This is a genomic window from Blautia sp. TF10-30 (genome assembly GCF_003481245.1).
Classification (GTDB): domain Bacteria; phylum Bacillota; class Clostridia; order Lachnospirales; family Lachnospiraceae; genus Fusicatenibacter; species Fusicatenibacter saccharivorans.
In genome coordinates, this window is sequence record NZ_QUKM01000001.1 from 70,605 (window position 1) to 96,691 (window position 26,087).

A 26,087-nucleotide genomic window follows, 5' to 3' on the forward strand; every position below is an offset into this window, starting at 1 on the left:
AAGTTTGTGGGATGATTTTCGTTCCCACACAGAAAAAATTCCGTAGATATGGAGTTTTCACCGCGAAGAACTCTTTCGTCCATCGCGTTTTACCGCAGAAAGAATGCGGTCCGAAAGGATTCCGATCAGCATTCCGGTGATGACTCCGGCCACGAGAAGCGCCGGCAGATAATAGAACAGTTTGCGGTTCTGCACCACGAGAGCCGCCACGCAGATCTGCGCGACATTGTGCGTCACGCCTCCTGCAATACTTACGCCGGTGATACTAAAGCCCTTGATGTGTTTCAGCAGAAGCATCACAAGAAAGCTCAAAAGCCCGCCGGCAAGGCTGTAAAGGATGGACATTCCATTTCCGAACAGATACCCCATCAGAAGAATGCGGGCGACGGAAATCATCAGGACTTCCCCTGCCGGAAGGAAAAAGAGGCCGACGACTACAACCAGATTGGCAATGCCGAGTTTGATTCCAGGAACACCGAGGTTGATCGGGATCAGTACCTCCACATAACTGAAGATCATGGCAAGTGCCATCAGCATGGCGCATAAGGCAATTTTTCTGCTTGCAGTGCGGCTGTCTCTCATAAATTCCAATTCCTTTCTTCTAAGCTGGTATTATTTTACAATCACATCCGGCGCATCGTCGGCGTCGTCCGTTGTGGATCCGTCACTTTCTACCTCCGCAACCAGCTTATGCGGCAGGCACACGATCGTCTCATTTACCCGGGAAATCGTACCCTGTCTTTTGCAGTAGCCGTCCGGGCAGTCAGCTTCTTCCATATGGACACTTCCGTTTTCGATCACCAGGACATTCGTTCCGTGACCCGTCTGAATTTTCACGGTCTGATTTTCTGCGAGTGAATACGTTCCGTAGACCTCGCCGTCCACCGTGACTTTCATGGTATTTCCATTTTCCGTTTTCGGCAGCCGAAGCGCCAGGGCAAGGATTCCAGCCAGGAGCAGAACGGCGCCTGCCAGAATCAGATCTTTTTTCTTCATATAGTTTTCCTTATTCTGAATCAGATGCCAGCCCATAACAGCAGTGTCAGCAGGAATACAGCACGGAACAGCGTAAAGAGGATTTCATTTCCGTGAAATTCCTTTACCCCGCAGCGGATATTACCTTTCGGACACGTATCAATACATTTCTGGCACTGGAAACAGTCGCCGGAGATCTCCACGTATCCATCGGATGGCAGTTCCACCGCTGACGGGCACTGTCTCGTGCAGGCGCTGCAGCCGCGGATGCAGTTTTCGCGTTTCCGGTGCAGAGTAAAGAACGGCAGGATCGGAAGCAGAGAAAAGACAGCTCCCATTGGGCACAGGAAATGGCAGAAAAAGCGCTCCTCAAAGAACATGCCGACCAGGATCAGCACCAGAAGAACAATGCCTGGAATATAAGAGGAAAGTCGGAAATTTCCCGCATGCAGCATGGAAAAGACATCCCACGGGCTTGTTCCTCTTGCTTTCTGATAAACTCCTGCAAAGCAGCAAAGAGCAATCAGAAGCAGAATGCCGTATTTGACCAGCGCCAGTTTTTTTGCCAGTTCCGGTTTGATGCGTATGGGCTTCTTTTTACGTTTCTTACAGATTATACCATAAATTGCATGCATTGCATCCCCCAGACTTCCAAAAGCGCATGCAAAACCGCAGAAAAATCTTCCGAATACGATCGTAAATGCACAGACAAGGAGCAGAGCCGACACAAACGCGGTCATCTCAATTTTTTCACCCTGTCCAAGCTGCGTAAAAATGTATTTCACTCCGTTAAATGCAGCGGTAAATACTGACGGAAGAAACAGGAAATATAAAAGCTGGATTCCGGCACGCAGGCAGGAAACGATCTGTTTTCTCTTCTTTGCCGGTAATGTGGATAGATCTAAATTTTTCATGTTATTTCTCCGCCTTTTCTATTGCTTCCTGCGCCGCATTTCTGATACCGGTGGAGCTGAATGTTGCTCCGCTGATCGTATCAACATCGGCGGACTGTGCCTCAATAATCTTTGGAATGATCGCCTCCGCGTTTGACAGATACGCACTGTCCTCGCCGTCGGCGGATGTGATGGCAAGATCGGTAATCTGGCCGCCCTCTACGGTTACTTCAACTGCAATGGTGCCGCCGAAGCCGTCAGCTTCACCGTCATACGTACCGTCCACGTACTGCCCTTCTGCTTCTGCTGCTTCACTTGCGGCCGTATCCGCCGTGTTGGATGCAGCTGCTGCGGCCTGCAGATTTTCCTTCTGAAGCTGGGTCGTCTCAAGCTCTGCCGAGAGCCGCGCGATCTGATCCTCTTTGTCTCTTTTATCGAGTACGGTATTGTAGCCGATCAGAACAGCAGCAATGACAGCGACATTCAAAAAACGAACAATCAATTGTCTCATCTGTTTTCCCCTTTATTGCGTTACTTTCGCAGCATCCAGCGCATTCCGGCATGCCTCAAGAATGGCTTTTGAGGAGCAGGTTGCACGGGAAACGGTGTCGATGTTTTCAAGCGTTCCGGTTTCCAGAATCTGAGCGGAAACGCCTTTGATTTTGGAGGTTCCTTCGGATGCGCGGCGGATGTAGGAGGCATTCTGACTGTCTCCGTCACCGGTGATGTTGCTTAACGCTACGATTTTATCGTTTTCAATTGTTACCGTCACAGAAAGCTGATAAGCGGTAAAATCTTCATCTTCATCCGGCTCGCAGACGGCAATCGCTGTGTATTCGCCGTCCTGATAGATCTTTTGTTCCGGAGTTTCCGTCGGGGTTGGTGTTGGCGTCTCAGTTGGCTCCGGGATTTCGGTCGGGGTTGGTGTTTCCGTCGGTGTCGGGGTTGGATTTTTCTTTTCCTCAGTTACGCGTTCTGCCTCTTTTAAAGCTTCCTCGATTGCCGCAAGAATTCCCCTGGAGCTGTAGGTTGCGCCGGAAACGGTGTCAACTTCCAGTGTCTGGTTTTTCACAACGTCCTTTGCTGTCTGTTTTGCGCGTTTTAAGAATGCTTCGTCATCTTCACTCTCGGTCACGAGAATTGCCTTGATCGTCTCATCCTGAATGACAACTGCCGTTGTAATGTCTCCCAGATAGCCCTCGCCGGTTCCGTAGTAAATGCCTTCCTCGTATGGGAATTTTCCTTCCGGAATCGTTGTGGTTCCGCCGCTGCTCGTTCCGTTATCCGGAACGGTCTCGCCGTTTGTTGCCTTCTTCGCATTTTCCAGCGCCTGTTTTACTGCGTTCTGGATGCCGCAGGAGCTGTACGTTGCGCCGGATACGAGATCCACATCGGTTTTCTGTCCGTCTACGATGCGGTCCGCTACGACTTTGGCACGGTTGAAGAATGTCTCGTCATCTTCGTTTTCCAGAATCAGTACCGCTTTGATCGTCTGATCCTGCAGGGCTACCGCCACTTTGATGTCTCCCTGGAAACCGGCGGCCGTTCCGTAATAAATTCCGTCCTGATAAGGAAAACTTCCCTTGGATGCAGACGAGTTGTTATTGTTCTGGCCGTTATTCTGACTGTTGTTTCCGTTGTTTGTATTGCCCTGGCTTCCTCCGTTTGTACTGGAAGACCCGTTCACTGCCGCCTGACTTAAGGCACTCCGCACAGCTTCAATAATACCGCGGGAGCTGTATGTCGCGCCGGAGACCGTATCCACATTCGTACTCTGTGTTGAGATAATCGTCGAAATCAGAGAGGAAGCGCTGGAAAGGTAGCTTGGCGTATCGCTGTTTTCCACAATATCAATCGAAGCAATTTTTCCGCCGCTGACAACAACACAGACTTTCATTGTGCCGCCAAATCCCGTTCCAGTTCCGTAATACGTTCCATCCCGGTAGGCAGCCGGCTCTTCAATTTTAGATACCGTAACTGTTCCGCCGCCTGCCGCTCCTGATGCGGATGCCGGTTCTGAAGTGTCCTCCTGACCGGTCAGTGCATTTTTCACGGCTGCAAGGATACTTTTTGAACTGAAAGTTGCACCGGAAACCGTGTCCACATCCACACTCTGGGATGCGATGATACGGTCGATAACTCCCTTTGCACGGTTCAGGAAAGCTGCGTCCTCGCCGGGAGCGCTTACAATCGAAATCGACTGAATCGTTTTGTCTTTCAATACGACAGAGACTGTAATCGTACCGCCAAAACCTGTTCCGCTTCCTTCGTACGTTCCGTCCGCCAGCTCAAAGCTGCCGGAACCGACGGCTGCGACAAGTTCTGCTTCGGTATCGGTTGTCTTTTTGGTATCGTCCTTCTTTTTTGTATCATCTTTCTTTTCCGCTGCATCGGTATCCTGTTCCGGCTCCGGTGTCACCAGTGCCTCCGGCTGCTCTACGGCGTAAACCGGTGCAGTGTAGCCATTCAGCGAAATACCGGCGCAGGCTGCTACGATAACTGCCGCGAGAGCCGGTGCAAATGCTGTCAGTTTTTTCCATTTTCCCATGGTTATGTATCACCGTCTTTCCTGATAATGTTTGTCTCGTGATCGGATGCGAAATCATCGGCAATTCCTTCGGTTACATACAGAACTCCGTCCTCATCCTCCAGAATGGTGTCAAATTCATCGCTGTGTGCACGCCAGTATTCAGCTGCCTTGTCCTTTCCCATGATGAAAAGAGAAGTAGAAAGGCCATCCGCCAGTGTTCCGTCAGCACTTACGATCGTCACCGACACCAGACCGTTATTTGCCGGATGACCGGTCGATGGGTCGATGATGTGATGATATTTCATGCCGTCCTGTTCGAAATACCGCTCATAGCCGCCAGAAGTAATAACCGCCCGGTCGGCCGTCGAGAGAATGCCGAGATAATCATCCTCCGCTTCCGGACTCTGCACGGCAACACGCCATTTGCTGCCATCCGTTTTCGTGCCGACAACCTGAACGTTTCCACCGAGGTTGATGAGCCCGCTCGTCACACCGCATTCCCGGTAAATATCGGCGATTCTGCCGGAGGTATAGCCTTTTGCAATTCCGCCGAAGTCGATTTTCATGCCGTCCTTGGCAAAGCTGATGGATGCGCTGTCCTTGTCGTAAAGGATATCATTGGCATCGGTCAGCGGAAGGAGGCTTTCGATCGTCTCATCCGAAGGAATCGTATAATTTCCGGTTGTAAAACCCCAGGCGTCCATGATCGGATAAATTGCGATGTCGAAAACGCCGTTTGTGCTGTCATACAGATCCAGCGAGCGTTCCAGCAGATAGGTGGTATCCTCCGATAAGGTTCCGCCGCCGTTTGCATTGATCTGCGCTACTTCACTCGTCTCCTCTCCGGTCGACAGAAGTGCATCCAGCCGCTCAATCTCCTGCTGTGCCTGATCCACCGCCGTTTCTGCATTCGGACCATAGGCAGTGACCGTCATGTACGTATCCATAGCAAAAATATCTCGGCTGCTCGATGCATCTGCGGCATCGGAAGAAGCTGTGGATGATGCGGATTTCTGCGTGGAATTCTCTTCCGAAGCGTCAGAACTGCTCGAAGACTCCGAAACAGACGCCGGCTGTGTCTGACTTTCACTGCTCTCCGGCTGCGCTGCTGTCCCCGCACCGGAACATCCGCCGACCGTCATCACCATGGCAAGACAAAATGCTGCAACAATTTTCTTTTTCATAAATAAAACTCCATTTTTTCTTATGTTAGGAAATCCTAACTTTGGTATTATAACATTAACTCGTAACTTACGCTATGAATTACTTGATAAAAGTTTTTCAATTAGCGTTCTGCATCTGATAAATTTTCTCATTTTATGTACTCTAAATCAAGTGGATTTTACTGGAATTCAAGCAGCGATATACAAAAAGCCCCCACAGCCGCATTGCTGCGGCCGCGGGGGCTTTAGAAATAACATTTTCAGAAATTACATATGATCGTGGCAGGTACGTGCAATTACGTCCATCTGCTGCTCTTTTGTCAGGTCGATGAATTTAACTGCATAGCCGGATACACGGATTGTGAAGTTTGCATACTCCGGTTTCTCCGGGTGCTCCATTGCGTCGATCAGTTTTTCGGTTCCGAATACGTTTACGTTCAGGTGATGTGCACCCTGCTCGAAGTATCCGTCCAGAACGTGTACCAGGTTCTCGGTACGCTCTTCGTCGTTGTGGCCAAGTGCGCCCGGGTTGATGGTCTGGGTGTTGGAGATTCCGTCCAGAGCGTCCTCATACGGCAGTTTTGCTACAGAGTTCAGGGAAGCAAGAAGTCCGCTCTTCTCTGCGCCGTAAGACGGGTTAGCTCCCGGAGACAGAGGCTCACCGGCTTTTCTTCCGTCCGGCAGAGAACCAGTTGCTTTACCATATACAACGTTGGAAGTAATGGTAAGGATAGAGGTAGTCGGCTCAGAATCACGATAGGTATGGCAGTATTTCAGTTTGTCCATGAAGGTACGAAGCAGCCATACAGCGATCTCGTCTGCTCTGTCATCGTCGTTGCCGTATCTTGGGAAGTCGCCGGTTGTCTCGAAGTCAACAGCCATTCCTTCTTCGTCACGGATAACTTTAACTTTAGCGTATTTGATTGCGCTTAAGGAGTCTACTACGTGAGAGAATCCTGCGATACCGGTTGCAAAGGTACGTCTTACATCGGTGTCGATCAGAGCCATCTCTGCTGCCTCATAGTAGTATTTGTCATGCATGTAGTGGATCATGTTCAGAGTTCCAACGTACAGATGAGCCAGCCAGTCCATCATAACGTCGTATTTCTTCATAACCTCATCATAGTCCAGATACTCAGCAGTGATCGGCTGATATTCCGGAGCAACCTGCTGTTTTGTCTTCTCGTCTTTACCGCCGTTGATCGCGTACAGAAGGCATTTTGCAAGGTTTGCACGAGCGCCGAAGAACTGGATCTCCTTACCGGTCTCGGTAGCAGATACACAGCAGCAGATGGAGTAATCATCGCCCCATACCGGACGCATTACATCATCGTTCTCATACTGGATGGAGCTTGTCTGTACAGAAATATGAGCTGCATATTTTTTGAAAGCTTCCGGAAGGTGCTCAGAGTACAGAACAGTAAGGTTCGGCTCTGGGGACGGTCCCATGTTTTCCAGTGTATGCAGGAAACGGAAATCGTTCTTTGTAACAATAGAACGTCCGTCGATTCCCATACCGGCAACTTCCAGAGTAGCCCATACCGGGTCACCGGAGAACAGCTGATTGTAAGACGGAATTCTTGCGAATTTAACCATACGGAATTTCATTACCAGATGGTCGATCAGCTCCTGAGCTTCTTTCTCAGTCAGGATTCCTTTTTCAATATCTCTTTCGATGTAGATGTCAAGGAAAGTAGATACACGGCCAACGCTCATTGCAGCACCGTTCTGAGTTTTGATAGCTGCAAGGTATCCGAAGTACAGCCACTGAACAGCTTCTCTTGCGTTCTTAGCCGGCTCGGAAATGTCATAGCCATAGGACTGTGCCATAACTTTCATATCCTGCAGTGCTCTGACCTGGTCAGCGATCTCTTCTCTTAACTGGAAGTCACCACGACGCATTCCCTGACGATTTGTTGCAGCGAAGTCTGCTTTTTTGCGCTCGATCAGGTAATCAATACCGTACAGAGCAACACGACGGTAGTCGCCTACGATACGGCCACGGCCATAGGTATCCGGCAGACCTGTCAGAATTTTATTGTGACGGGCTTTCATCATCTCTGGTGTGTAGATGTCGAATACACCCTGGTTATGTGTTTTGTGATATTTAGTGAAAATTTCATGAAGCTTCTCGCTTGGTTTGTAGCCGTAAGTCTCGCAGGACTGCTCAGCCATTTTAATTCCACCATACGGCATAAATGCACGTTTCAGCGGTTTGTCTGTCTGAAGACCAACTACCTGCTCCAGATCTTTCATGCTGTCATCGATATATGCTGCGCCGTAAGCTGTGATTCCGCTTACAACGTCTGTCTCCATATCCAGAACGCCGCCTTTTGCACGCTCTTCTTTCTGGAGTTCCTGTAATTTGCCCCACAGACGGTCTGTAGCCTCTGTTGGTCCCTCCAGGAATTTCTCATCTCCGTCATATGGAGTATAGTTGTTCTGAATAAAGTCACGTACGTCGATGCCTTCTTTCCAGAGTCTTCCGGTAAAGCCATCCCACTGTTCAAATTCTCTCATTTGCTTTGTTCCTTTCTGGTGTTATTTTGTTTCGTCACGCTCCGGCATCTTCTTTGCACCGGGCATGAACACCTCCGCATGCATAATATAACAAATCTCTGCTTTCCGCGCAAGATATGCACTTGAAAAAATACAAGGAAAACCACAAAATCTTGTATTTTTATAAGAACAAAATCTACATGTGGCGCTTTTCTTTTATTCCCCGTATCCGATTTCATATATCTGCTCTGCAAAGTCACAAATAACATATGTTCCATCGGAAAATTCACTCTTCTGTACGCTTCCGTCCGCCGTCATACACTCGTGGCGTACCAGTTCCAGGAGTGCCGTTTTTTCATGCAGCTCCGTTACAACGCGGCATCTTTCTGTCATCTCTTCCAGACTGATTTTCTCCCCGTCAAATGCACCATCTGTATTCGGATATGCGCCGTCCCGTACAAGATACGGTGCACCGCCTGCAAGAAGCGCATACAGCATATAGTCCTCGTCTTTTGAAACATGGTCCATCATCCACGGCTCGATTACGCAGTCATGATACACAAGATTAAAGAGCGGCACCGGGATTCCTTTTTTCGGTGTCTCTGCCGGGCGCAGCATAAAGTCGTACGGCGCATAATGGCAGAATACCAGATACGGAACGGCCCAGTCGCTGACCTCCTCGGAGCTTGAGAGAATCCCCTGTGATAGCAGCCAGGAGAAGCAGTTTCCGCGGTACGTATAGCAGTCTCTTCTCGTCATCACATGCTCCGGATTTGCGCACTCGTCGCCCTCGTTGCACGTAAACACATCGAGGTATGCACCGTCAAGCCGGATTCCGTTTTTCTTCAGCTCGGCAAAATTCCGTTTCACATAGAACGGTGCCTGCGTTGCACAGAGATAGCTCTGCGGTCCGCCCGCCCAGTAACTGTGTCCCGGTATCGTTCTATCCGGAAGGCGGCAGGCATAATTTTCATCGTAGCTCGGCGCTGCATGGTAATAATCGCGGTACTGGTCGTGAATACCGAATTTGTAGCCGAAATCATGCATCGTATCGACAAGCGATTTCATGTCTTCCCATCCGCCGGCCGCTTGGCATGCCGGTGTGTAGTCCGGATGCTGGTTGTCATACCCCGGTTCTGCCCAGCCGTCCAGATGAAGATAGACTTTCTCTACGCCGAGATCATGAATTTCGCGGATCTGCTGTTCGCGCACGGAAAACGGCACTACGCGGTTATTTTTCTCCGGATTCTGCGGATCGAAAAAGCCGGACTCCGGCTGCACAACCGTCTTGATTCCCGTATGAACAAAACACGTTCCCACAAGATCGTGAATGGACGGATTCTGTACTGCCTTTTCTTTCAAAGTGCGCAGATGGCCCTGTTCCCGTACATACTGACGGTATATTTTGCAGAGGTCGTTATAATCGCAGTCATTTAAAAACGTATAACGGAATACGCGGCGGTAATTCATTGTTCCAAGGCTTGGCTCCAGCCATGCCCCCACGCTGGTATACGGGCCGCCTGCCGGGTGCTCTGCCTGATAACCGGCGTTCCACGGTGTTGTACAGATCGCTGTATAGCCGCATCTTTCCTTCACCTGGCCAAACCACGGCATATAGCCGCCGGAGGTCTCAAATCTGCCGTCAAACGAAAGCTTTCCAAGTTCCGTCTTCCAGGTATTCGGAATCAGAAGTCCCTGTCCCTCGGTAAGGAGTGTATACCAGTCATCGCGCCCGTTTGTAAACTCCATTGCCGTCGGCCACAGCACCTTTACCGGATGCAGTCCCTCCTCGCAGAGCGGAATCCACTCCATCCAAAATGTTTCATCCACAGCTTCGATCCAGATAATCGTCTCGAAGGCATACGGTGTTCCCGCAAATCCCGCATAACGGCTCCGGATGCCGCATCCGACGCCGAAGGAATAGACCTCATGGGAAATCTCCTCTGCATCCAGGAAACGGTATGTTCCCTCTGCAAAAATCAGTTCCGGTGTCTTTTTCGGATCCGTATTCCAGACAACGCCGTCTTTTTCGATCCTAAGTCCCAGCGTCTCTTCATCGAGCATCACAGCAAGCGATCCGCTTTCTATTTTTTTCATCGTGTGATATTCCCCTTTTTCTTTATCATATGCGTTCCAAACACCAGAAAGGCGCAGAGAACCCGTCCGCCTTTCTCTGCACGGTTCCGGATTTTCTGCGCCTTTTTCCACCTAACTTACATAATCTCTTCTTTTTCTACGACTTTACCGTCTCTCCAAATTCTCTCCAGATCGTAGAACAGGCGGTTCTCCTCATCAAAGATGTGGATGACAACATCGCCGTAGTCCATCAGAATCCAGTTTGCGGTCTGATAGCCTTCGATCTGTTTTGGATGTACGCCGGCTTTTCCGAGTACCTCCTCTACGTTGTCTGCCATCGCCTGTACCTGGTTACGGTTGCTTCCGCTGGCGATCATGAAATAATCTGCCAGGGTAGAAACATGGGTAATGTCCAGAATGCGGACATCCATTGCTTTTTTATCTTCCAGTGCTTCCAGTGCAAGTTTTGCAGTCTGTTTTGCTTCGCTCATTTATACTTCCTCCTTTGCCGTCCGTTCCCGGTGCAGTGCCTCATAGAACTGATATGCCTGCTCCGTCATCGGGTCCATCGTCTTCGGGTTTTCCGACAGATACGCCATACTGTCTTTTAAAATTTCATACATGCATTCGTCGATATCGGTGAATGCCAGCTTCCGAAGGCGGGTAAGATGAGGCGCCTTGTTTCGTGCCGGCTCGATATAATCTGCGATATAGATGATCTTCTCCAGCAATGTCATATCTTCTTTTCCTGTCGTATGCCAGGTGATGGCGCTTAAGATCTCCGGATCTTCCACCTTATACTTGTCCTTCGCCAGAAATGCACCGAGCTTGGCATGGATCAAAAACGGATTGTTCCGCTCAAACTCAGTGATTTCAATCTTATTTTTCTCACACATGGTGATTTTTTTCTTATTCGGAATGCATTTTGCACAGTCGTGAAGCAGTCCCGCGACACGGGCTTTTTCGAGATCCTCGCCCCATACCATCGCCATGGATGATGCGGTAAACATCACACCGAGCGTGTGATGATAGCGGTCTTCATCGACTTCCTTCTGGAGTTTTTTGTCCAGTTTCCATAAATCGTACTGTTCCATCCTGCTCTTCCTCTAATCCTGATAGATTTTCTGCTCCTGAATGTAGGAAATCACAGAATCCGGCAGATAGTATTTCACGGATTTTCCTTCCCGGATCCATTCCCGCAGTTCGTGGGAAGAAACATCCAGATTCGGTGTGTCGAGTTTCAGAAAGGTACCGTGAAGTTTTTCTGCATTTCGTTCCATACAGGCCAGAAGCTCTTCCTCTTTTGCCCGATCCCTGGTCGCCACAAGGATCTTTGCCGCGGCGCAGATCCGCTCTGGATTTTTCCACTCATCAAAATAGAACAGGGAATCCGCTCCAATGATAAAGTAAAACTCCGTGCCCGGATGTTCCTTCCGCATCGCCTCAAGCGTCCGATAACTGTAGGTATAGCCCTCATCTTTCATCTCTTTGGTGCAGAGCACAAAATGCGGATTGGATGCGATGGCACGGCGCACCATCTCGACACGCTGTGCATCCTTTGCCTGTCCCGCCCGGTTCCGCTTATGTGGCGGATTTCCGGCCGGAAGAAACCAGACTTCATCAAGCCCGAACTGCTCGTACGCCGCCTCGCCAAGGATCAGATGACCGATATGAATGGGATCGAATGTGCCTCCCATAATGCCAATTTTTCTGTTTTTCTTTTCCATACGTTTTCCTCAAAAAGCGCCGGAACTGCAGCGGTATGCTCCGGTCCCGGCGGTTCTTTCCTGCGGATTATTTCGGAAGCTGAATTTTCTTTTTCTCTTTTTTGCCCTCTTTGTACAGCACGATCTTTTTGCCGATCACCTGTACGACCTGGGAATTGGTGCGTTCTGCCAGAACTTCTGCGATCTCTCTTGGATCATCGAGGCAGTTCTGCAGTACATTGATTTTAATTAGTTCTCTCGCCTCAAGTGCCTCTGCTACAGCAGCGGTATGCTCCGGCGTGATGCTGCTTTTTCCTACCTGCAGGATCGGTTCCATGGTCATGGCAAGGCCTTTCAGGTATGCTCTCTGCTTGCTGGTCATACGTCTCCTCCTTCGTTATTTATTCGTTCTATTTATAATAATCAAATTCAAATCCATACATCTTGACGGTATCGCCTTCCTGGATGCCGGCCTGCTCGAGTTCGTCTAAGATACCGGTATCTTTTAAGAACCGCTGGAAGAAAGCAAAACCTTTCTCGGAATCCAGATTGGTGTAGCCGAGCATTTTCTCGATCTTCGGTCCCTCGATGATGAAGCGGTGCTCGTCCTCCGGGTCCTGCTCGACGGTGTACGGCAGGTTCTCGGCAAGAAGCATATCCTCCGGGAAGAATTCCTGCTCGAAGACCATACGCTCTTTCGGAAGCTCATCGAGTTTTTTCTGTACGGCATATAAAAGCTCTTTTAAGCCTTTTCCGCTGACGGCAGAAATCGGATAAACCGGGATGCCTTTCGGCTCGAACTCTTTTTTCAGACGTTCCACCGGATCCTCTTCGCCCTCTTCTACATAGATCGCATCGGTCTTATTGGCCGCGATGATCTGCGGGCGTTTTGCGATCTCCGGGTTATAGGCTTCGAGCTCTTTGTTGATCTTGTTGATATCATCCACCGGATCTCTTCCCTCGGTCGATGCAACGTCTACTACATGGATCATCACGCGGGTTCTCTCGATGTGGCGCAGGAATTCATGGCCGAGGCCGACTCCTTCCGATGCACCCTCGATCAGTCCCGGGATATCTGCGATAACAAATCCGCTGCAGCCCTCAAGGTCTACGACACCGAGGTTCGGGGAAAGTGTGGTAAAGTGATAATTTGCGATTTTCGGTTCTGCATTTGTCACACGGGAAAGAAGGGTCGATTTTCCAACGTTCGGGAAGCCGACGAGTCCGACGTCCGCGATGACTTTCAGTTCCATTCTTACTTCCAGCTCCTGTGCCGGCTGGCCTGGCTGGGCGTATTTCGGAACCTGCATGGTAGCGGTTGCGTAATGCATATTTCCGTTTCCGCCTTTTCCGCCTTTTAATACAACCTGACGGCGGTTTTCACCGGACATATCTGCGATGACTTTTCCGCTCGCAGCGTCCATAATGACGGTTCCTTCCGGTACTTTCAGGACAATATCTGCGCCGTTTCCGCCATGGCATCTGCGTTTTCCGCCCGGCTCGCCGTCGGTAGCAGAAAACTTTCTTCTGTGGCGGTAATCAACCAGTGTATTCAGTCCTTCGTCAACTTCAAAAATAACGTCTCCGCCTTTGCCGCCATCGCCGCCGTCCGGCCCGCCGTTCGGTACAAAAAGCTCTCTGCGGAAACTGACATGTCCGTCTCCGCCCTTACCGGAGCGGATCAGAATTTTTGCTCTGTCTGCAAACATGGTATTCTCCTGTCTTGTTTTATCTAAATCCAAATCGGTCTGTTGGACCTTTAATTATTATTAACAAAAACGGCTTCAAACCTCTTAAGATTTGAAGCCGCACCTTTGTCTTACTCTTCTGTTGCTACCGGATATACGGAAACCTGTTTTTTGTCACGTCCTTTTCTTTCGAAAGCTACGCGTCCGTCAACCATAGCGAATAAGGTATCGTCTTTTCCGATTCCTACGTTCACGCCTGGATGAATCTTGGTTCCACGCTGTCTGTAAAGAATGTTTCCAGCCTTTACAACCTGTCCGTCAGCTCTTTTTGCTCCTAATCTCTTGGACTCGGAATCTCTACCGTTCTTGGTAGAACCAACTCCTTTTTTATGAGCGAAAATCTGAAGGTTCATATTTAACATGGTATTACACCTCCTTGAATGCGATCTCTAAGTATTGTGCTCCATAATCGCGGCGGATACTTTCGAGGCCCAGCAAAAGTGATTTTACAAGAAGTGCGGTACTTTCAGAATACCCATTCGGGAATGAAAAATACACGTATCCATCTCCAGCTTCACTTATAATCAGATCCTCTGTCAATGTTTCCACGGAATTTACGGTGTTTACAATCAATGCGGAGACAGCGGCACAGATGATATCCTGCCCTTCCTCTGCATAGCCTGCATGACCGTTTGACTCCACGGAGATGTACTCGCCGTCAGACTCTGTTACGGTTATACAAATCATAAGACTTAAGCGTTGATTTTTTCAATCTTCACTTCAGTGTACTGCTGTCTGTGACCGTTTTTCTTATGATAACCAGTTTTTCTCTTATACTTGTAAACGATAACTTTTTTGCCTTTACCGTTTCCAACTACAGATGCGGTTACGGATGCATTTTTAACGTCCTCGCCAACTTTCAGTCCGTCATTGCTTACTGCAAGTACCTGATCAAAAGTTACGGTTTCTCCAGCTTCAACGCCAAGTTTCTCTACTCGGATAACATCGCCTTCAGCTACCTTGTACTGTTTACCACCTGTTGCAATAATTGCGTACATATGGCACCTCCCTATCAATTACTCGCCAGATTCGGTGGTCTTTCGACTCTTTTACCTCTCTGTGCGGCATACTTCTACAATATATCATCACGTCTGCTGTTTGTCAATAGTATTTTTCAGGAAATTGCAGATTTTTTTTCACATGCAATTGCCAGTGCGCCAGGTCCGATGTGGCAGGCAACGCTTAAGGACAGTGGATGCGCATCGACTTCAAAATCCGGGAAGGCTTCTTTTACTTCGACAATCCATCCATCGATTACTTCTTTGTCGTTTGCGGTATAGGCAATGTGAAGTCCCATGATGCCGGCTGCACGTTCTTTTGCGAAGCGTTTGTCCATATCTTTTTTCATAGCCTTGATCATGGCTTTCTTTGCCTGTTTCACACCGCGCGCTTTTTCAAACGCGTCAAGCTTCTCTCCCTGGATCGTCAGCACCGGTTTGATATTTAAAACGGTTCCGATCATGGCTGCTGCCGGCGTAACGCGGCCGCCTTTTTTCAGGTATTTTAACGTATCTACCATAATATAGATACTTGCATCCAGCGCATCCTCTTCCAGAATTGCTTTGATGTCTTTTGCTGCCACGCCGCGGTTTGCCATTTTCTTTGCATCCAGAACAGACTGCTGCTGCGTAACGGAGATTCTCTGGTTGTTGACAACCTGCACTTTTCCTTCGTAGTCCTCGGACAGCACGGTCGCTGTATCACAGGAGGTGGAAAGGCCGCTTGACATCGGAATGTAAACAATGTCATCGTACTCTTCGAGAATTTTGTTCCAGAAATCCATCAGATCTCCCGGAGACGGCTGAGATGTGGAAACAGCCGCATCCTCTGCCAGAATCTCGTAAAACTGTTCCTGTGTCAGGTCGATATCCTCAAACTGGATTTTTCCGCGCATGAAGAAAGGCATCGGAAGGACAAAAACGCCCAGCTCTTTCGCCTGACTCTGTGTAATACCGCTGTTGCTGTCGGTAGCAATAGCTGTTCTTGCCATAGTTCTTATTCCTGCTGTCTCTTTTTAGAGAAACAGCTTTTCCTTTCTGTAATATCGTGTAACGCTTGATTTGCTGTTATTCTATCATAAATCGTACCTGTTTTCTACCCGGCTTGGACATTTCTGCAAAATTGCCCAAACTGCTTTTGATTCTTTTTACATCATACCAATACCAAGGAAAAACAGTCCGCCAAGGATCAGCAGAATGGTCGGAATTACGATTTTTGCAATGGTCTTTTTTCTTCTCTCCTTCGGGAAAAATCCTTCGCTTTTTGTCTGCTGGTACATCAGAAGACGGCTTCCCATATAAAGACCGATCGGCATCAGCGCCGCTTCGATCAGATACATGCCGATGTACGTTTCCGTTGCGTATCCGCTGCCTGCTGCTGCGTTCCCCTGCGAGAACATATAGAGGAAGCTTGCCGCAATGCTCGCCACAATCGTCGATGCGTTATGGACGAAATGAAACAGCGAGCTGTAAAACATGTTGTCGGTCTTCATCCGCACATACGAGAGAACGATTCCCATCATCATCATCGGAAGAAAACGGACGATGCTCATGTGGAAAGCGCCAAAATAAACGCCCATCAGAAGCAACATCACCCATTTCTTTTTGATTCCGCGCAGGCTGTACTGCAGAAGACCGCGGTGCAGTGCTTCTTCACAGATGGCCGGTGTCAGCGCAACGACAAGCAGCTCGCCGAAACAGGAAAGGCCCGCCATACTGCTGTCCATGGATTCCGAGAGGCTTGCGTATTCCTGCGGGAAAATCCATTCCATCAGAAGGAAAAGGGCAAGCACACCGCGGTACGTCACATACCACATCAGAATGGTTCCGAGGATTCCGGCTCCATCCGGCTTTTTTAATGGGAACACTTCTTTTAACGGAATATGAAGTGCCCGTACGACGAGAATGGATCCGATCAGGAATACAATGATCTCGTCCAGCGCATTTCCATACATCCCTCCTGCAAGAACCAGCGGGATTCCGGCGAGATTAAAAAGAACCATCAGAAAGGCAAACACAAGCAGGCCCTGCCATGGTTTCAGTATCTTTTCTTTTTCCGCCGGATGCGGCCGTTTTGCCGGCATCTGGTTTCGAAAGGGTTCGTAAAGATATGGGGTATCATTTTCATTGAGGTGAATCGGTTTCTTTTGTGGTTCCATATTCATTCCTCCTTTGTAAGGTCACTGTCATTTCATCTGTTCTGCCAGCGGCCGGCGGATTTTCTTTCTCGTCAGTTCCACGAGATGAAGCGCCGTCATATCCACAACTTTGGTCGGAACGGGATCTTCCCGCACAAGACCCTGCAGGAAGCCGAGAAGGCGCTCCTCCTGCTCTTTTTCCGGCATGTTGATAAAGTCAACCAGGATCAGACCGGAAATCCCGCGCAGGCGGATCTGGCGGGCGATTTCGCGGGCTGCCTCCTGGTTTACGCTGTACAGAAACGTATTTTTCCGTCCGCCGAGCTGCTTTCCGCTGTTCACATCGATCGCGGTCAGCGCTTCGGTCGGTTCGATCACGAGGAATCCGCCGGAAGGCAGATCCACACGTTTGTCGAGTGCCTGTTTTACGTGATTTTCGAGATTTTCTTTCTTTGTCAGTGTGGTAAGCTGATCCTCATACCAGGTCAGGCGGCAGTCGTGAAAATCATGGCGCTCCAGATATTCTCTGCAGATCTCATACGTTTCTCTGTCATCTGTCACAAGTTCTGAAACTGACGGTGCATACCGTTTGACGAGCTCCGGCACGGCATCTGACGCCCGATACAGGCAGGAGTACAGGCTCCGCATCGTTCCATACTGGACAATCCGCGCGAGTTTTTCGGACAGCTCGAGATATTCCTGCCGGATCTCTTCTTCCGAAGCATCAGCGGATGCGGTGCGGAAGATCACGCCAAACGGAAGGCTTCCGCCGGAAAGCTCTGGAAACATCCGGCTTCCCAGTTCTTTTAACCGTTTTTTCTGCTCCGGCAGAAGGCGTCCCGAGCATGAGATTTCCGGCTTTCCATAATAGAGCGCCAGGGCACTTCCCGAAAGAGAAAGTTCTGCTGTCGCCGACGGAAGCTTCGTTTTCTGCGCTTCCCGCTGGATCTGCACGACAATTTCATCTCCGACATGCAGTTCCGTTCCCGGTGCTTTTTTCAGAAGATACCCTTCTTTTACACGGGACAGATCAAGAAAACAGCTCTGCTGCTCCGCAAACGAGACAAATGCCCCGCGGATCCCGGGCGCCAGTTTTTCCACCCGGCCGACATAGATATTGCCAAGCAGCGTTTCCTTCTCCCTGCAGAGGGCCGTCAGTTCGACCGGTTTTTCTCCTTCCACCAGCGTGTGTACCAGGTAATCTTTTCCCTCCCACGGCAGATGGGCAATGACAACTCGTTTACTCAACTTCTTCTCCTAATGCTTCCAGCGGAACCAGCTTTCGCTCTTCTTCCGTTCCGATGTCTGCGTAAACTTCCTCGCGCAGAATCGTGTATGCAAACGGCGGCAGTTCAACCCCGCACCATTTGCAGAACGCTTCCATCACGAGCTCCGGTTTCAGGTTCGAAACACTTCCGGTGGAGAGCTGCATCCAGACACCGCTTTTCTTTGCTTTCATATCGTAAATCCATGGGCGGATATCGGTCAGCTTTTCGCTTCGTTTTGTCTTTCGCATGATCTCAATCTGCGGAAGTGCAAAAAACACCGGTACTTTCGTTTCCAGATCAATCTCCGGCATTTTTCCCTCGCGGAACTGCACGAGATAATCGGCTCCTGCTACGAGAGACATTGCCTTGCTTGCTTTTCCATCCGGCACATGGCGGGCGGAAAGCACTTCCATTCCCTCAACCATCGTCGCATTCAGACGTTTTACAATCTCGTCGGTTTTCATATCTTCCGCGAGCACCATATCGAAATATTCACCGGTGCTGCTGATGCCGACACCGAGCGGAGAAGCAAACGACAGCAGCATGTGCGGGCTGAAGCCCTCGGAATAAGCGATCGGAAGTTCTGCACGGCGGATTGCTTTCTGGAAGTAACGCATCACATCCAGATGACCCACAAATTTCATCACACCTGTTTTGGCAAACTTAATTCTGATTTTCATAGCAGACACCTCCTCCGAATGATTTTGCTCCGCAGCCGGAACACTGCATCTTACAGTTCGGGGTAACGGTTTCTTTCTGTGCCCGCTCCCATTCGCGGATCAGGAATTTTTTCGTCACGCCGATATCAAGGAAATCCCACGGAAGGATCTCATCGGTGCTGCGCTCACGGCAGGCATAGAACGAAACGTCAATGCCGGTCTCTGCAAACGCTTCTTCCCAGGCATCTTTCCGGAAATACTCGGACCAGGCATCGAAAATAGCACCTTTTCTGTACGCTTTTTCAATAACTTCGGCACATTTCCGGTCACCGCGTGCAAGGAATCCCTCCAGAAGGGAAATATCTGCCTCATGATAAATGTAACGGATGCTCTTCTGATTCAGCTGTGCGCGGACCTCTGCCTTTACAATCGCCGCTTTGTCAAGAAACTCCCTCTCCGTGTTCATCGGTGCCCACTGGAACGGGGTGAACGGCTTCGGGATAAAGAACGAGGAGCTTGCCGTAATCTGGCATTTTCCGTTTCTCTGGTCTTTCGGAATCTCATAGTAACGCTCTGCGATCTTTTCCGCCAGATGCGCAATTCCTTTGATATCATCCTCGGTCTCGGTCGGAAGGCCCAGCATGAAATACAGTTTTACTTTATTCCAGCCGCCCTCAAACGCTTTTCCGGCTCCGTCGAGAATGACTTCCTCGGTCAGACCTTTATTAATAACATTCCGCATCCGCTGGCTTCCCGCCTCCGGTGCGAAGGTCAGGCTGCTCTTTTTGATATCCTGTACCTTGCTCATGACATCGAGGGAAAATGCGTCGATTCGAAGAGACGGAAGGGAAATATTGACACCTTTTTCCGGGCAGCTGTCGATCAGATAGTTGACAAGCTCCGGAAGATGGCTGTAATCACTCGAGCTCAAAGAACTCAACGAAATCTCATCGTGGCCGGTATTGCGCAGCATATGGGTCGCAAGTTCTTTTAACTTCTCCACATCGCGCTCTCTTGTCGGACGGTACACCATACCCGCCTGGCAGAAACGGCAGCCGCGGATACAGCCGCGCTGGATCTCCAGAACGACACGGTCCTGTGTTGCCTTGATAAACGGCACGACCGGTTTCTCCGGATACGTTGCCTCGGTCATATCCATGACGAGCTGTTTTTTGATCTTTTCCGGTGCTTCCGGAATGGACGGCGTAAAGGCCGCGATCGTTCCGTCCTCGTGGTACGTTACTTCATAAAACTGCGGTACGTAAATACCAGGGATCCAGCATGCCTTTTTCAGGAAATCCTGACGGGTTCCGCCGTTCTTTTTATTTTCCAGATACGTGTCAAAAAGCTTGTCGTACACAACCTCGCCCTCTCCGATGTAAAACAGATCGAAGAACGGAGCGATCGGCTCCGGATTGTACGTACACGGGCCGCCGCCGATAACGATCGGGTCCTCGTCGGTACGCTCCACCGCATGCAGCGGGATTCCGGCAAGGTCGAGCGCCTGCAGAACGTTCGTATAACACATCTCATACTGCAGGGTGATAAACAGGAAATCCTCGTTTTTCACCGGCTCCTGGGATTCCAGGCCGAACAGCGGAATGCTCTGTTCCCGCATCACGCGGTCCAGATCCGGCCATGGGGAATAGACACGCTCACACCACATGTCCTCACGTTTGTTAAACATATCGTACAGGATCTGGATGCCAAGGTGCGACATACCGATCTCATACACATCCGGGAACAGGAAAGCGCCGCGTAAGGCTACTTTTTCTTTGTCTTTTACGACACTGTTGAATTCATTTCCAATGTATCGCGCAGGCTGCTCAATCTGGAGCAGCACTTCTTCTGGCAATGCTAATTTTCTCATGCAATTCTCTCACTTGTTCTTATTTTTATTTGTCCAGATACGCCGCAAGCAGTTCCAGCGTATTCTTCACGCCGTCCACATGGCTTCTCTCATATCCATGGGATGCGTACACACCGGCGCCGATCAGGGCATGGCGTGCGTCTGCGCCGCCGCGGAGCGTTGCCTCCACGTCAGATCCGTAGTGCGGGTAAACATCCGCCGCATAGTCGATTCCGTTTGCTTTTGCTGCCGCAATCAGCTCACCGGTAAAATCGTAGCTGTAAGGGCCGCCGCTGTCTTTGACACAGATGGATACCTGGTGTTCCTTACACTCCAGTCCATCGCCGACACATCCCATATCAACGGAAAGGATATCTGTTACACCCTCCGGAACGGAAGCAGATCCGCCGTGGCCGACCTCCTCATATACAGTGATATGCTGATAAACCGGGCGGGACAGTGTTACGTTTTCTTCTTTTAAATACTTCGCATAGCCGAGCAGGATTGCAACGCTCAGTTTATCATCGAGAAAACGGCTCTTGATGTAGCCCTTCTCCGTGATGCGGGTTCTCGTCTCAAAGCAGACGATATCACCGGTCTCGATGCCGAGCGCCTTTGTCTCCTCTTTGGAGAAGACCATCTCATCCAGAACGACCTCCATATTGTCGTAGGTGCGGTCCTGCTGGTCGTAGGAACCGTTGACATGGATCGACGGGTTGTTCATCTGGAAGCAGCCCTCGTACCGTTTTCCGTCTCTTGTGATGACAACGCAGTTTTCCGTCTCCGCATTGTTCGGATTCATACCGCCGAGCGCGGTGAGACGAAGACGGCCGTTTCCTTTCACTTCCGCTACCATGCCGCCGAGCGTATCGGTATGTGTCTCCACGAGGACACCGCCGTTTCCTTCACAGCCTTTGGCAAGCTGCACCAGAAGGCCGCCCTTTGTGGTGATCACCGGCGCATAGCCCATCGCTTCGTACTCTGCTTTCAGCCATGCAATGGCATCTTTCGTGTAGCCGGTCGGGCTGTCGATGGAGAGCAGTTTTTTCAGTTTCTCTGTTATAAAATCAACATAAACCTTTGTATTTTTCATGTTTCTTCCTCCATTTTTGTTTCTGTTTTTTCTTCTTTTTTCGAAACATTTTGAAACAGAAACTGCAGATTTTTTCTTTCCGAAAAAAGATCCTGCCCTTCATCATACCACAGAAATAAATTGGATACAACCATCGGAAAACGGAAAAATGGAAATAAGGAAAATGTAACTGGACAAACTACCATATGCCATGCTATGTTTGAAGAGGGGGATACATTATTAGCTGTTATTCAAAAAAGTTTCTTCTATAATAAAATAAAGGTCGCCTCAAATTCAAATAAAGGAGCAAAAAAATGGACACAAAAGAACAGGCATCGCAGCCTGCATTACAAACGTTAAAAGAATATGCTGTCATTACCGCAGCTGTTCTGATCATGGACATTGGAATTTATGTTTTTAAATTCCCCAATAATTTTTCTTTCGGCGGTGTATCCGGTATGGCCGTTGTCATCTGCCGGTTTCTTCCGTTCACTGCCTCACAGATCAACCTTTTTATCAACCTGCTGCTTCTGCTGGTTGGTTTTGCTGTGCTGGGGCGGAACTTCGGCGTCAAGACAGCCTACGTGACCGTGCTTTCCTCGGTTCTTCTGAACATTTTTGAAAAGCTGTTTCCGATGGCACATCCGCTTACCGATGAGATCATGCTGGAGCTCTGCTTTGCCATTATTCTTCCGGCACTGGCGGCAGCACTGCTGTTTTTTGAGAATGCCTCCGGCGGCGGCACAGACATCATCGCCATGATTATTAAAAAATATTCTACAATGAATATTTCCACTGCCCTGCTGGTGACCGACCTCATCGTTGTCATCCTTGCTTTCCTGATTTTCGATACCTTAACCGGACTTTGTTCGGTTCTCGGTCTGATAGCGAAAACACTGCTGATTGACAAAACGATTGAGCGGATGAAGCTGAATAAATTTTTTACGATTATCTCCAACAATCCGCAGCCGATCTGCGATTTCATCACAAAGGATCTCAATCACAGCGCAACCCTTTACGACGCCGTCGGCGCTTACTCCGACCAGCAGCGGACAGTCATTCTCACGGTTGTGGATGTCAAGCAGGCCGTCTATCTTCAGCGATTTATTCATGATACCGAGCCGACCGCGTTTATTGCGATCACAAAGAGCAGCGAAATTATCGGAAAAGGCTTCATGAGTTATATCTGATCGATTCAAACCATATTTTTCACGCAAAAAATCCGAAGGTTTTTGACGCCTTCGGATTTCTTTGTATGTGCTTATTCTGTTTATTTCTCTTCTGCTTCTTCGGTATCTTCTGCCGATGCTTCTACGTTGTGGGAAGCCATCAGACTTACGACAATGGATTCCGGATTGGTCTTTATGGTGATATCCGGGTCAGCGGCCAGGGACAGATCTTTGACGCGGATGACATCACCGATCTTCATCTCTCCGACATCGACCATTACCTGATCGACCAGGGATGCCGGGTATGCCATGTAGGCAACCTCGTTCAGATCCTCCTGCAGAACGCCTTCTGCGATCTTTTCATGGTTTACAAGGACAATCTCTGCAACGGAATGAACTTTCTCGTTGCTGACCAGTGCCTGGAACTCGATCGAATCGATCTGTCCGGCTACCGGGTTATAATCAACATTTTTGATCAGGACATCGTATGCGGTTCCGTCGACATCCAGCATAATCTGGCTGCCTTTGTGGTCTGTCTTCAGCAGTTTCTCGATATCTCTTTTTACCATCTTAACTGGAATGGATTCTTTCATCTCTCTGCCGAATACATTGCCGACAACGTATCCTTCTCTTCTAAGTCTTTTTGCTTTTACATCCAAACTTCTCTTTTCAGCTTTTAAAGTATTCATTTACCTTTTCCTCCAAAAATCTGATTCTTAGCAGGCTTCTTATCTTGTGAAGGGTGTTAAGTTTGCTTTGCCTTGTGGCTATGAATAAGTTTCTTGGAACAGGATGTTTGGGAACATGCAAGGAAGAATTGGTTTCTTGTTGATTCCTTTTCTTTGTTCTAGATGTAATATAATACCACAAACACGATTTGTCAACCCGGATTTTCCGATTTCACAGTTTCTTCACATTTTCAGCACGCTTCCTTATATTCCATCAGTTTCTGGCGTGCTGTGCGGTTCAGACTGCGCGGTACAGCAATCTCAATCGTCGCATAATGATCACCGTGCACGTTCGCATCTTTCATCGATACCATGCCCTTGCCGCGCAGACGGAGCTTACTGCCGGACTGTGTTCCTTCCTTGATTTTGCAGACCACATCTCCGTACAGTGTCGAGACACGCGCTTCACCGCCAAAGACTGCCGTTGTGTATGGAATCTGAATCGTCGTGTAGATGTCCATTCCGCGCCGTTCAAAGCCTTTCTTTTCTTCTACATTGACCTTCAAAATCAGATCGCCGCGGCGGCCGTTTGATCCTGTATGGCCTTTGCCGCGCAGACGGATGCTCTTTCCGCTCTCGATACCGGCCGGGATTTTAACCAGCAGCGTATTGGTCGTTCCATCCGGGTTCCGCAGGGTAATCTGTTTTTCACAGCCCGATGCCGCTTCCTCCAGGCGGATCGAAACCTCAGCGTGCAGATCGAGATCCTCTGCCGTACCGCGGCCGGAAAATGCATCCTCAAACGGATGTCTGCTACTTCCCGAACGCGTATACCGCTCGCTTCCGAATCCACGGCTTTTGCCATGAAACATCTGATCAAAGAAATCGCCGAACATATCGTCCGCGTTTCCTTCAAAGTGAAATTCGTGATAGCCGCCGTTGTTTCCGCTTCCGCCGAACGGGTTTCCATACGCACTGCCGTACGGATTTCCACCGCCCTGCTGGCCGTACGCGCCGGCTCCCTGGTCGAACGCCGCGAATCCGAACTGATCGTACATTTTCTTCTTTTCCGGATCGCTTAAGACAGAATACGCTTCTGTCACTTCCTTAAATTTCTTTTCCGCATCCGGGTTTCCCGCATTCGTATCGGGATGATATTTTTTCGCCAGTTTCCGGTATGCACGCTTGATTTCTTTCTCGTCTGCATTCCGGCTGACGCCTAATACTTCATAATAATCTCTCTTTGTTTCCATCATCAGGCACCTCCAGTCAAGCCCTTTCCTGATTTCCCAGGTGAACAATTCCTGGCTCTCTTTATCTGTTCTATTTGTACTATAACACGCATTTTTTACACTGTCAATTCTTTTCACGGAAGATTCAAAATTCCTATACGAATTGAAAAACCTGCCGTGCACTGTTACAATAAGAGATATACGATTCTCACGATTTTTTATGGAGGTACTTGATTGATGCATTCCATTTTCTGGTTCCGCACCCGGCAGTGGGTGTTGAGCCGCGTTCTTCATCTGACAGAGCATAAGAAACAGACACTCCTTGCAGCACCGGATGCCGTTCTGCTGCTCCCCACGTTATTCCGGAAACGCCGGATCTCCCGGATTCTCCTGGTGACTACCCCCGGCTTTGTCCGCCGCGGAACACTGACGTCTCTGCTGGACGGCTGTAAAAAAGAAAACATTTCCGTCACCATTTTCTCCGAAATCGCCCCGGATCCGCAGATTGAGAGCGTGGAACAGGGTTTCCGTCTTTATCAGCAGATTCAGGCGCAGGCTATCCTCGCCATCGGCGGCGGATCCGTTCTCGATGCAGCAAAGCTGATCGGTGCCCGCGTCTGCTGTCCGAAAAAGACGGTTCCTGCGATGCGGGGCCTCCTGAAAGTCCGTCGGAAACTTCCGCCGCTGTTTGCCGTGCCGACGACAGCCGGAACCGGTTCGGAGGCAACGGCGGCAGCTGTCATCACAGACTGTATCGACGGGAAACCATACAAATACGCCGTCAATGACCTCTGTCTGATCCCGGATACGGCAGTTCTCGATCCGCGTCTTACGATCAGCCTCCCGTCCTCTATGACCGCAGATACCGGTATGGATGCCCTGACCCATGCCATGGAAGCTTTTCTGAACCTCTTCGCCTCCCACAGCGTGCAGAATGCATCCATCGAGGCAGTCTGCGAAAATTTCCATGCCCTGCCCGAAGCCTGGCGTGACGGCTCCCGTCTTGCCGCACGGCAGGAAATGCTTCATGCATCGTATCTGGCCGGTTTCGCTTTTACCAACAACTTTGTCGGCTACGTCCATGCCATCGCTCACGCCGTCGGTGCACTGTACCACATTCCGCACGGAAGAGCCAACGCGGTTCTGCTGCCTGCTGTTCTGCGCGAATACGGTTCCTGCATTGCGCCTAAACTTGCCGTTCTCGCCGATGCGCTTTCTCTCGGCGGAGATACCGTTTCTGAAAAGGCTGAGCGGATGATTGCAGCTATCGAGGCTATGCGCGATTCGTTTGACATTCCATCCACTCTGCCACACCTTTCGCCGAATGATTACACAGAAATAGCACGCCGTGCTTTAAAAGAAGCAAATCCCACCTACCCTGTTCCGCAGATCTGGGATTCTGAAAAAATCTTTTCTGTGCTCCGCCGTGTACAATCCTAAAGCC

At 49.6% G+C, this 26,087-nt stretch carries 26 protein-coding genes; 2 read left to right on the top strand and 24 right to left on the bottom strand.

The features are described from left to right. Positions 1-57: 57 nt before the first annotated feature. The 22 genes from DXD02_RS00310 to DXD02_RS00410 all read right to left on the bottom strand — a co-directional run bounded on the left by DXD02_RS00310 (position 58) and on the right by DXD02_RS00410 (position 21,595). On the bottom strand, positions 58-582 hold the full coding sequence (locus tag DXD02_RS00310) for a Gx transporter family protein (RefSeq protein ID WP_055266099.1): 525 nt from the start codon (positions 580-582) through the stop codon (positions 58-60). A gap of 30 nt (positions 583-612) precedes the next feature. Continuing rightward, positions 613-996, bottom strand: coding sequence for a NusG domain II-containing protein (locus DXD02_RS00315; protein WP_055266101.1), 384 nt, complete (start codon positions 994-996; stop codon positions 613-615). A gap of 20 nt (positions 997-1,016) precedes the next feature. Next, on the bottom strand, positions 1,017-1,889 hold the full coding sequence (locus tag DXD02_RS00320) for a 4Fe-4S binding protein (protein ID WP_055266115.1): 873 nt from the start codon (positions 1,887-1,889) through the stop codon (positions 1,017-1,019). Between the two features lies 1 nt (position 1,890). Next, a complete protein-coding gene (locus DXD02_RS00325; RefSeq protein WP_055228158.1) occupies positions 1,891-2,379 on the bottom strand; it encodes an FMN-binding protein in 489 nt (162 codons plus the stop codon). A 12-nt stretch (positions 2,380-2,391) separates the two neighbouring features. After that, a complete protein-coding gene (locus DXD02_RS00330; RefSeq protein WP_118666244.1) occupies positions 2,392-4,416 on the bottom strand; it encodes an FMN-binding protein in 2,025 nt (674 codons plus the stop codon). A 2-nt stretch (positions 4,417-4,418) separates the two neighbouring features. After that, a complete protein-coding gene (locus DXD02_RS00335) occupies positions 4,419-5,582 on the bottom strand; it encodes an FAD:protein FMN transferase (protein WP_055267911.1) in 1,164 nt (387 codons plus the stop codon). Positions 5,583-5,828: 246 nt separating this feature from the next. Beyond that, the gene (pflB, locus tag DXD02_RS00340) at positions 5,829-8,081 is read right to left on the bottom strand and encodes a formate C-acetyltransferase (protein WP_118666245.1); all 2,253 of its coding nucleotides are present in this window, start codon (positions 8,079-8,081) and stop codon (positions 5,829-5,831) included. A gap of 195 nt (positions 8,082-8,276) precedes the next feature. Further along, positions 8,277-10,157 carry a DUF5696 domain-containing protein gene (locus DXD02_RS00345; protein WP_118666331.1) on the bottom strand — a complete coding sequence of 627 codons (1,881 nt, stop codon included), beginning with the start codon at positions 10,155-10,157 and terminating at the stop codon, positions 8,277-8,279. Between the two features lie 116 nt (positions 10,158-10,273). Continuing rightward, positions 10,274-10,627: a ribosome silencing factor gene (rsfS, locus tag DXD02_RS15520; protein ID WP_022462899.1), complete on the bottom strand. Its 354-nt coding sequence runs from the start codon at positions 10,625-10,627 to the stop codon at positions 10,274-10,276. After that, positions 10,628-11,230: a bis(5'-nucleosyl)-tetraphosphatase (symmetrical) YqeK gene (gene yqeK / locus DXD02_RS15525; protein WP_117801121.1), complete on the bottom strand. Its 603-nt coding sequence runs from the start codon at positions 11,228-11,230 to the stop codon at positions 10,628-10,630. A gap of 12 nt (positions 11,231-11,242) precedes the next feature. Next, positions 11,243-11,863 (bottom strand): nicotinate-nucleotide adenylyltransferase, encoded by a 621-nt coding sequence (gene nadD / locus DXD02_RS00355; RefSeq protein WP_117801119.1) that lies wholly within the window; start codon positions 11,861-11,863, stop codon positions 11,243-11,245. 67 nt (positions 11,864-11,930) lie between these two features. After that, complete coding sequence (gene yhbY, locus DXD02_RS00360) at positions 11,931-12,224, bottom strand: ribosome assembly RNA-binding protein YhbY (RefSeq protein ID WP_022462902.1); 294 nt, start codon at positions 12,222-12,224, stop codon at positions 11,931-11,933. 28 nt (positions 12,225-12,252) lie between these two features. Beyond that, positions 12,253-13,551, bottom strand: coding sequence for a GTPase ObgE (gene obgE / locus DXD02_RS00365; protein WP_022462903.1), 1,299 nt, complete (start codon positions 13,549-13,551; stop codon positions 12,253-12,255). A 110-nt stretch (positions 13,552-13,661) separates the two neighbouring features. After that, positions 13,662-13,952: a 50S ribosomal protein L27 gene (rpmA, locus tag DXD02_RS00370; RefSeq protein WP_022462904.1), complete on the bottom strand. Its 291-nt coding sequence runs from the start codon at positions 13,950-13,952 to the stop codon at positions 13,662-13,664. A 4-nt stretch (positions 13,953-13,956) separates the two neighbouring features. Next, on the bottom strand, positions 13,957-14,277 hold the full coding sequence (locus DXD02_RS00375; protein ID WP_055228163.1) for a ribosomal-processing cysteine protease Prp: 321 nt from the start codon (positions 14,275-14,277) through the stop codon (positions 13,957-13,959). Positions 14,278-14,282: 5 nt separating this feature from the next. Then, positions 14,283-14,588 carry a 50S ribosomal protein L21 gene (gene rplU, locus DXD02_RS00380; protein WP_022462906.1) on the bottom strand — a complete coding sequence of 102 codons (306 nt, stop codon included), beginning with the start codon at positions 14,586-14,588 and terminating at the stop codon, positions 14,283-14,285. Positions 14,589-14,704: 116 nt separating this feature from the next. Next, positions 14,705-15,580: a DegV family protein gene (locus DXD02_RS00385; RefSeq protein WP_055267903.1), complete on the bottom strand. Its 876-nt coding sequence runs from the start codon at positions 15,578-15,580 to the stop codon at positions 14,705-14,707. A 156-nt stretch (positions 15,581-15,736) separates the two neighbouring features. After that, positions 15,737-16,747 (bottom strand): type II CAAX endopeptidase family protein, encoded by a 1,011-nt coding sequence (locus DXD02_RS00390; protein WP_158554948.1) that lies wholly within the window; start codon positions 16,745-16,747, stop codon positions 15,737-15,739. A 27-nt stretch (positions 16,748-16,774) separates the two neighbouring features. Further along, a complete protein-coding gene (locus tag DXD02_RS00395; protein ID WP_117508950.1) occupies positions 16,775-17,974 on the bottom strand; it encodes a ribonuclease E/G in 1,200 nt (399 codons plus the stop codon). Beyond that, positions 17,967-18,674: a TIGR03936 family radical SAM-associated protein gene (locus DXD02_RS00400; protein ID WP_117508951.1), complete on the bottom strand. Its 708-nt coding sequence runs from the start codon at positions 18,672-18,674 to the stop codon at positions 17,967-17,969. Before DXD02_RS00400 ends, DXD02_RS00395 begins: the two co-directional genes overlap by 8 nt. Continuing rightward, positions 18,658-20,523 carry a TIGR03960 family B12-binding radical SAM protein gene (locus DXD02_RS00405; RefSeq protein WP_118666246.1) on the bottom strand — a complete coding sequence of 622 codons (1,866 nt, stop codon included), beginning with the start codon at positions 20,521-20,523 and terminating at the stop codon, positions 18,658-18,660. The genes DXD02_RS00400 and DXD02_RS00405 overlap by 17 nt, the downstream gene beginning before the upstream one ends. A gap of 25 nt (positions 20,524-20,548) precedes the next feature. After that, positions 20,549-21,595 (bottom strand): M42 family metallopeptidase, encoded by a 1,047-nt coding sequence (locus DXD02_RS00410; protein WP_055267893.1) that lies wholly within the window; start codon positions 21,593-21,595, stop codon positions 20,549-20,551. A 293-nt stretch (positions 21,596-21,888) separates the two neighbouring features. Between DXD02_RS00410 and DXD02_RS00420 the strand changes: the two genes are divergently transcribed. Beyond that, a complete protein-coding gene (locus DXD02_RS00420) occupies positions 21,889-22,764 on the top strand; it encodes a YitT family protein (RefSeq protein WP_055267889.1) in 876 nt (291 codons plus the stop codon). Between the two features lie 80 nt (positions 22,765-22,844). Here DXD02_RS00420 and DXD02_RS00425 read toward each other — a convergent pair whose 3' ends face one another. Next, entirely contained in the window at positions 22,845-23,432 is a 588-nt protein-coding gene (locus DXD02_RS00425; RefSeq protein ID WP_118600932.1) for a 50S ribosomal protein L25, read from the bottom strand. Between the two features lie 230 nt (positions 23,433-23,662). Continuing rightward, positions 23,663-24,664 (bottom strand): DnaJ C-terminal domain-containing protein, encoded by a 1,002-nt coding sequence (locus DXD02_RS00430; RefSeq protein WP_117804994.1) that lies wholly within the window; start codon positions 24,662-24,664, stop codon positions 23,663-23,665. A 216-nt stretch (positions 24,665-24,880) separates the two neighbouring features. Between DXD02_RS00430 and DXD02_RS00435 the strand changes: the two genes are divergently transcribed. Continuing rightward, positions 24,881-26,083, top strand: coding sequence for an iron-containing alcohol dehydrogenase (locus tag DXD02_RS00435; protein WP_055267885.1), 1,203 nt, complete (start codon positions 24,881-24,883; stop codon positions 26,081-26,083). Positions 26,084-26,087 lie beyond the last annotated feature (4 nt).

Excerpts from the sequence above, each read along its gene's own strand:
- DXD02_RS00375 (WP_055228163.1), bottom strand. The coding sequence starts at position 14,277 with ATGATTTGTATAACCGTAACAGAGTCTGACGGCGAGTACATCTCCGTG.
- DXD02_RS00405 (WP_118666246.1), bottom strand. The coding sequence starts at position 20,523 with ATGAGAAAATTAGCATTGCCAGAAGAAGTGCTGCTCCAGATTGAGCAG.
- DXD02_RS00425 (WP_118600932.1), bottom strand. The coding sequence starts at position 23,432 with ATGAATACTTTAAAAGCTGAAAAGAGAAGTTTGGATGTAAAAGCAAAA.
- yqeK (WP_117801121.1), bottom strand. The coding sequence starts at position 11,230 with ATGGAACAGTACGATTTATGGAAACTGGACAAAAAACTCCAGAAGGAA.
- DXD02_RS00410 (WP_055267893.1), bottom strand. The coding sequence starts at position 21,595 with ATGAAAAATACAAAGGTTTATGTTGATTTTATAACAGAGAAACTGAAA.
- DXD02_RS00320 (WP_055266115.1), bottom strand. The coding sequence starts at position 1,889 with ATGAAAAATTTAGATCTATCCACATTACCGGCAAAGAAGAGAAAACAG.
- nadD (WP_117801119.1), bottom strand. The coding sequence starts at position 11,863 with ATGGAAAAGAAAAACAGAAAAATTGGCATTATGGGAGGCACATTCGAT.
- rpmA (WP_022462904.1), bottom strand. The coding sequence starts at position 13,952 with ATGTTAAATATGAACCTTCAGATTTTCGCTCATAAAAAAGGAGTTGGT.
- DXD02_RS00435 (WP_055267885.1), top strand. The coding sequence starts at position 24,881 with ATGCATTCCATTTTCTGGTTCCGCACCCGGCAGTGGGTGTTGAGCCGC.
- rplU (WP_022462906.1), bottom strand. The coding sequence starts at position 14,588 with ATGTACGCAATTATTGCAACAGGTGGTAAACAGTACAAGGTAGCTGAA.
- obgE (WP_022462903.1), bottom strand. The coding sequence starts at position 13,551 with ATGTTTGCAGACAGAGCAAAAATTCTGATCCGCTCCGGTAAGGGCGGA.
- DXD02_RS00400 (WP_117508951.1), bottom strand. The coding sequence starts at position 18,674 with ATGAAAATCAGAATTAAGTTTGCCAAAACAGGTGTGATGAAATTTGTG.
- DXD02_RS00335 (WP_055267911.1), bottom strand. The coding sequence starts at position 5,582 with ATGAAAAAGAAAATTGTTGCAGCATTTTGTCTTGCCATGGTGATGACG.
- DXD02_RS00390 (WP_158554948.1), bottom strand. The coding sequence starts at position 16,747 with ATGGAACCACAAAAGAAACCGATTCACCTCAATGAAAATGATACCCCA.
- DXD02_RS00325 (WP_055228158.1), bottom strand. The coding sequence starts at position 2,379 with ATGAGACAATTGATTGTTCGTTTTTTGAATGTCGCTGTCATTGCTGCT.
- DXD02_RS00315 (WP_055266101.1), bottom strand. The coding sequence starts at position 996 with ATGAAGAAAAAAGATCTGATTCTGGCAGGCGCCGTTCTGCTCCTGGCT.
- DXD02_RS00420 (WP_055267889.1), top strand. The coding sequence starts at position 21,889 with ATGGACACAAAAGAACAGGCATCGCAGCCTGCATTACAAACGTTAAAA.
- DXD02_RS00430 (WP_117804994.1), bottom strand. The coding sequence starts at position 24,664 with ATGGAAACAAAGAGAGATTATTATGAAGTATTAGGCGTCAGCCGGAAT.
- DXD02_RS00330 (WP_118666244.1), bottom strand. The coding sequence starts at position 4,416 with ATGGGAAAATGGAAAAAACTGACAGCATTTGCACCGGCTCTCGCGGCA.
- rsfS (WP_022462899.1), bottom strand. The coding sequence starts at position 10,627 with ATGAGCGAAGCAAAACAGACTGCAAAACTTGCACTGGAAGCACTGGAA.
- DXD02_RS00385 (WP_055267903.1), bottom strand. The coding sequence starts at position 15,580 with ATGGCAAGAACAGCTATTGCTACCGACAGCAACAGCGGTATTACACAG.
- yhbY (WP_022462902.1), bottom strand. The coding sequence starts at position 12,224 with ATGACCAGCAAGCAGAGAGCATACCTGAAAGGCCTTGCCATGACCATG.
- DXD02_RS00345 (WP_118666331.1), bottom strand. The coding sequence starts at position 10,157 with ATGAAAAAAATAGAAAGCGGATCGCTTGCTGTGATGCTCGATGAAGAG.
- DXD02_RS00310 (WP_055266099.1), bottom strand. The coding sequence starts at position 582 with ATGAGAGACAGCCGCACTGCAAGCAGAAAAATTGCCTTATGCGCCATG.
- pflB (WP_118666245.1), bottom strand. The coding sequence starts at position 8,081 with ATGAGAGAATTTGAACAGTGGGATGGCTTTACCGGAAGACTCTGGAAA.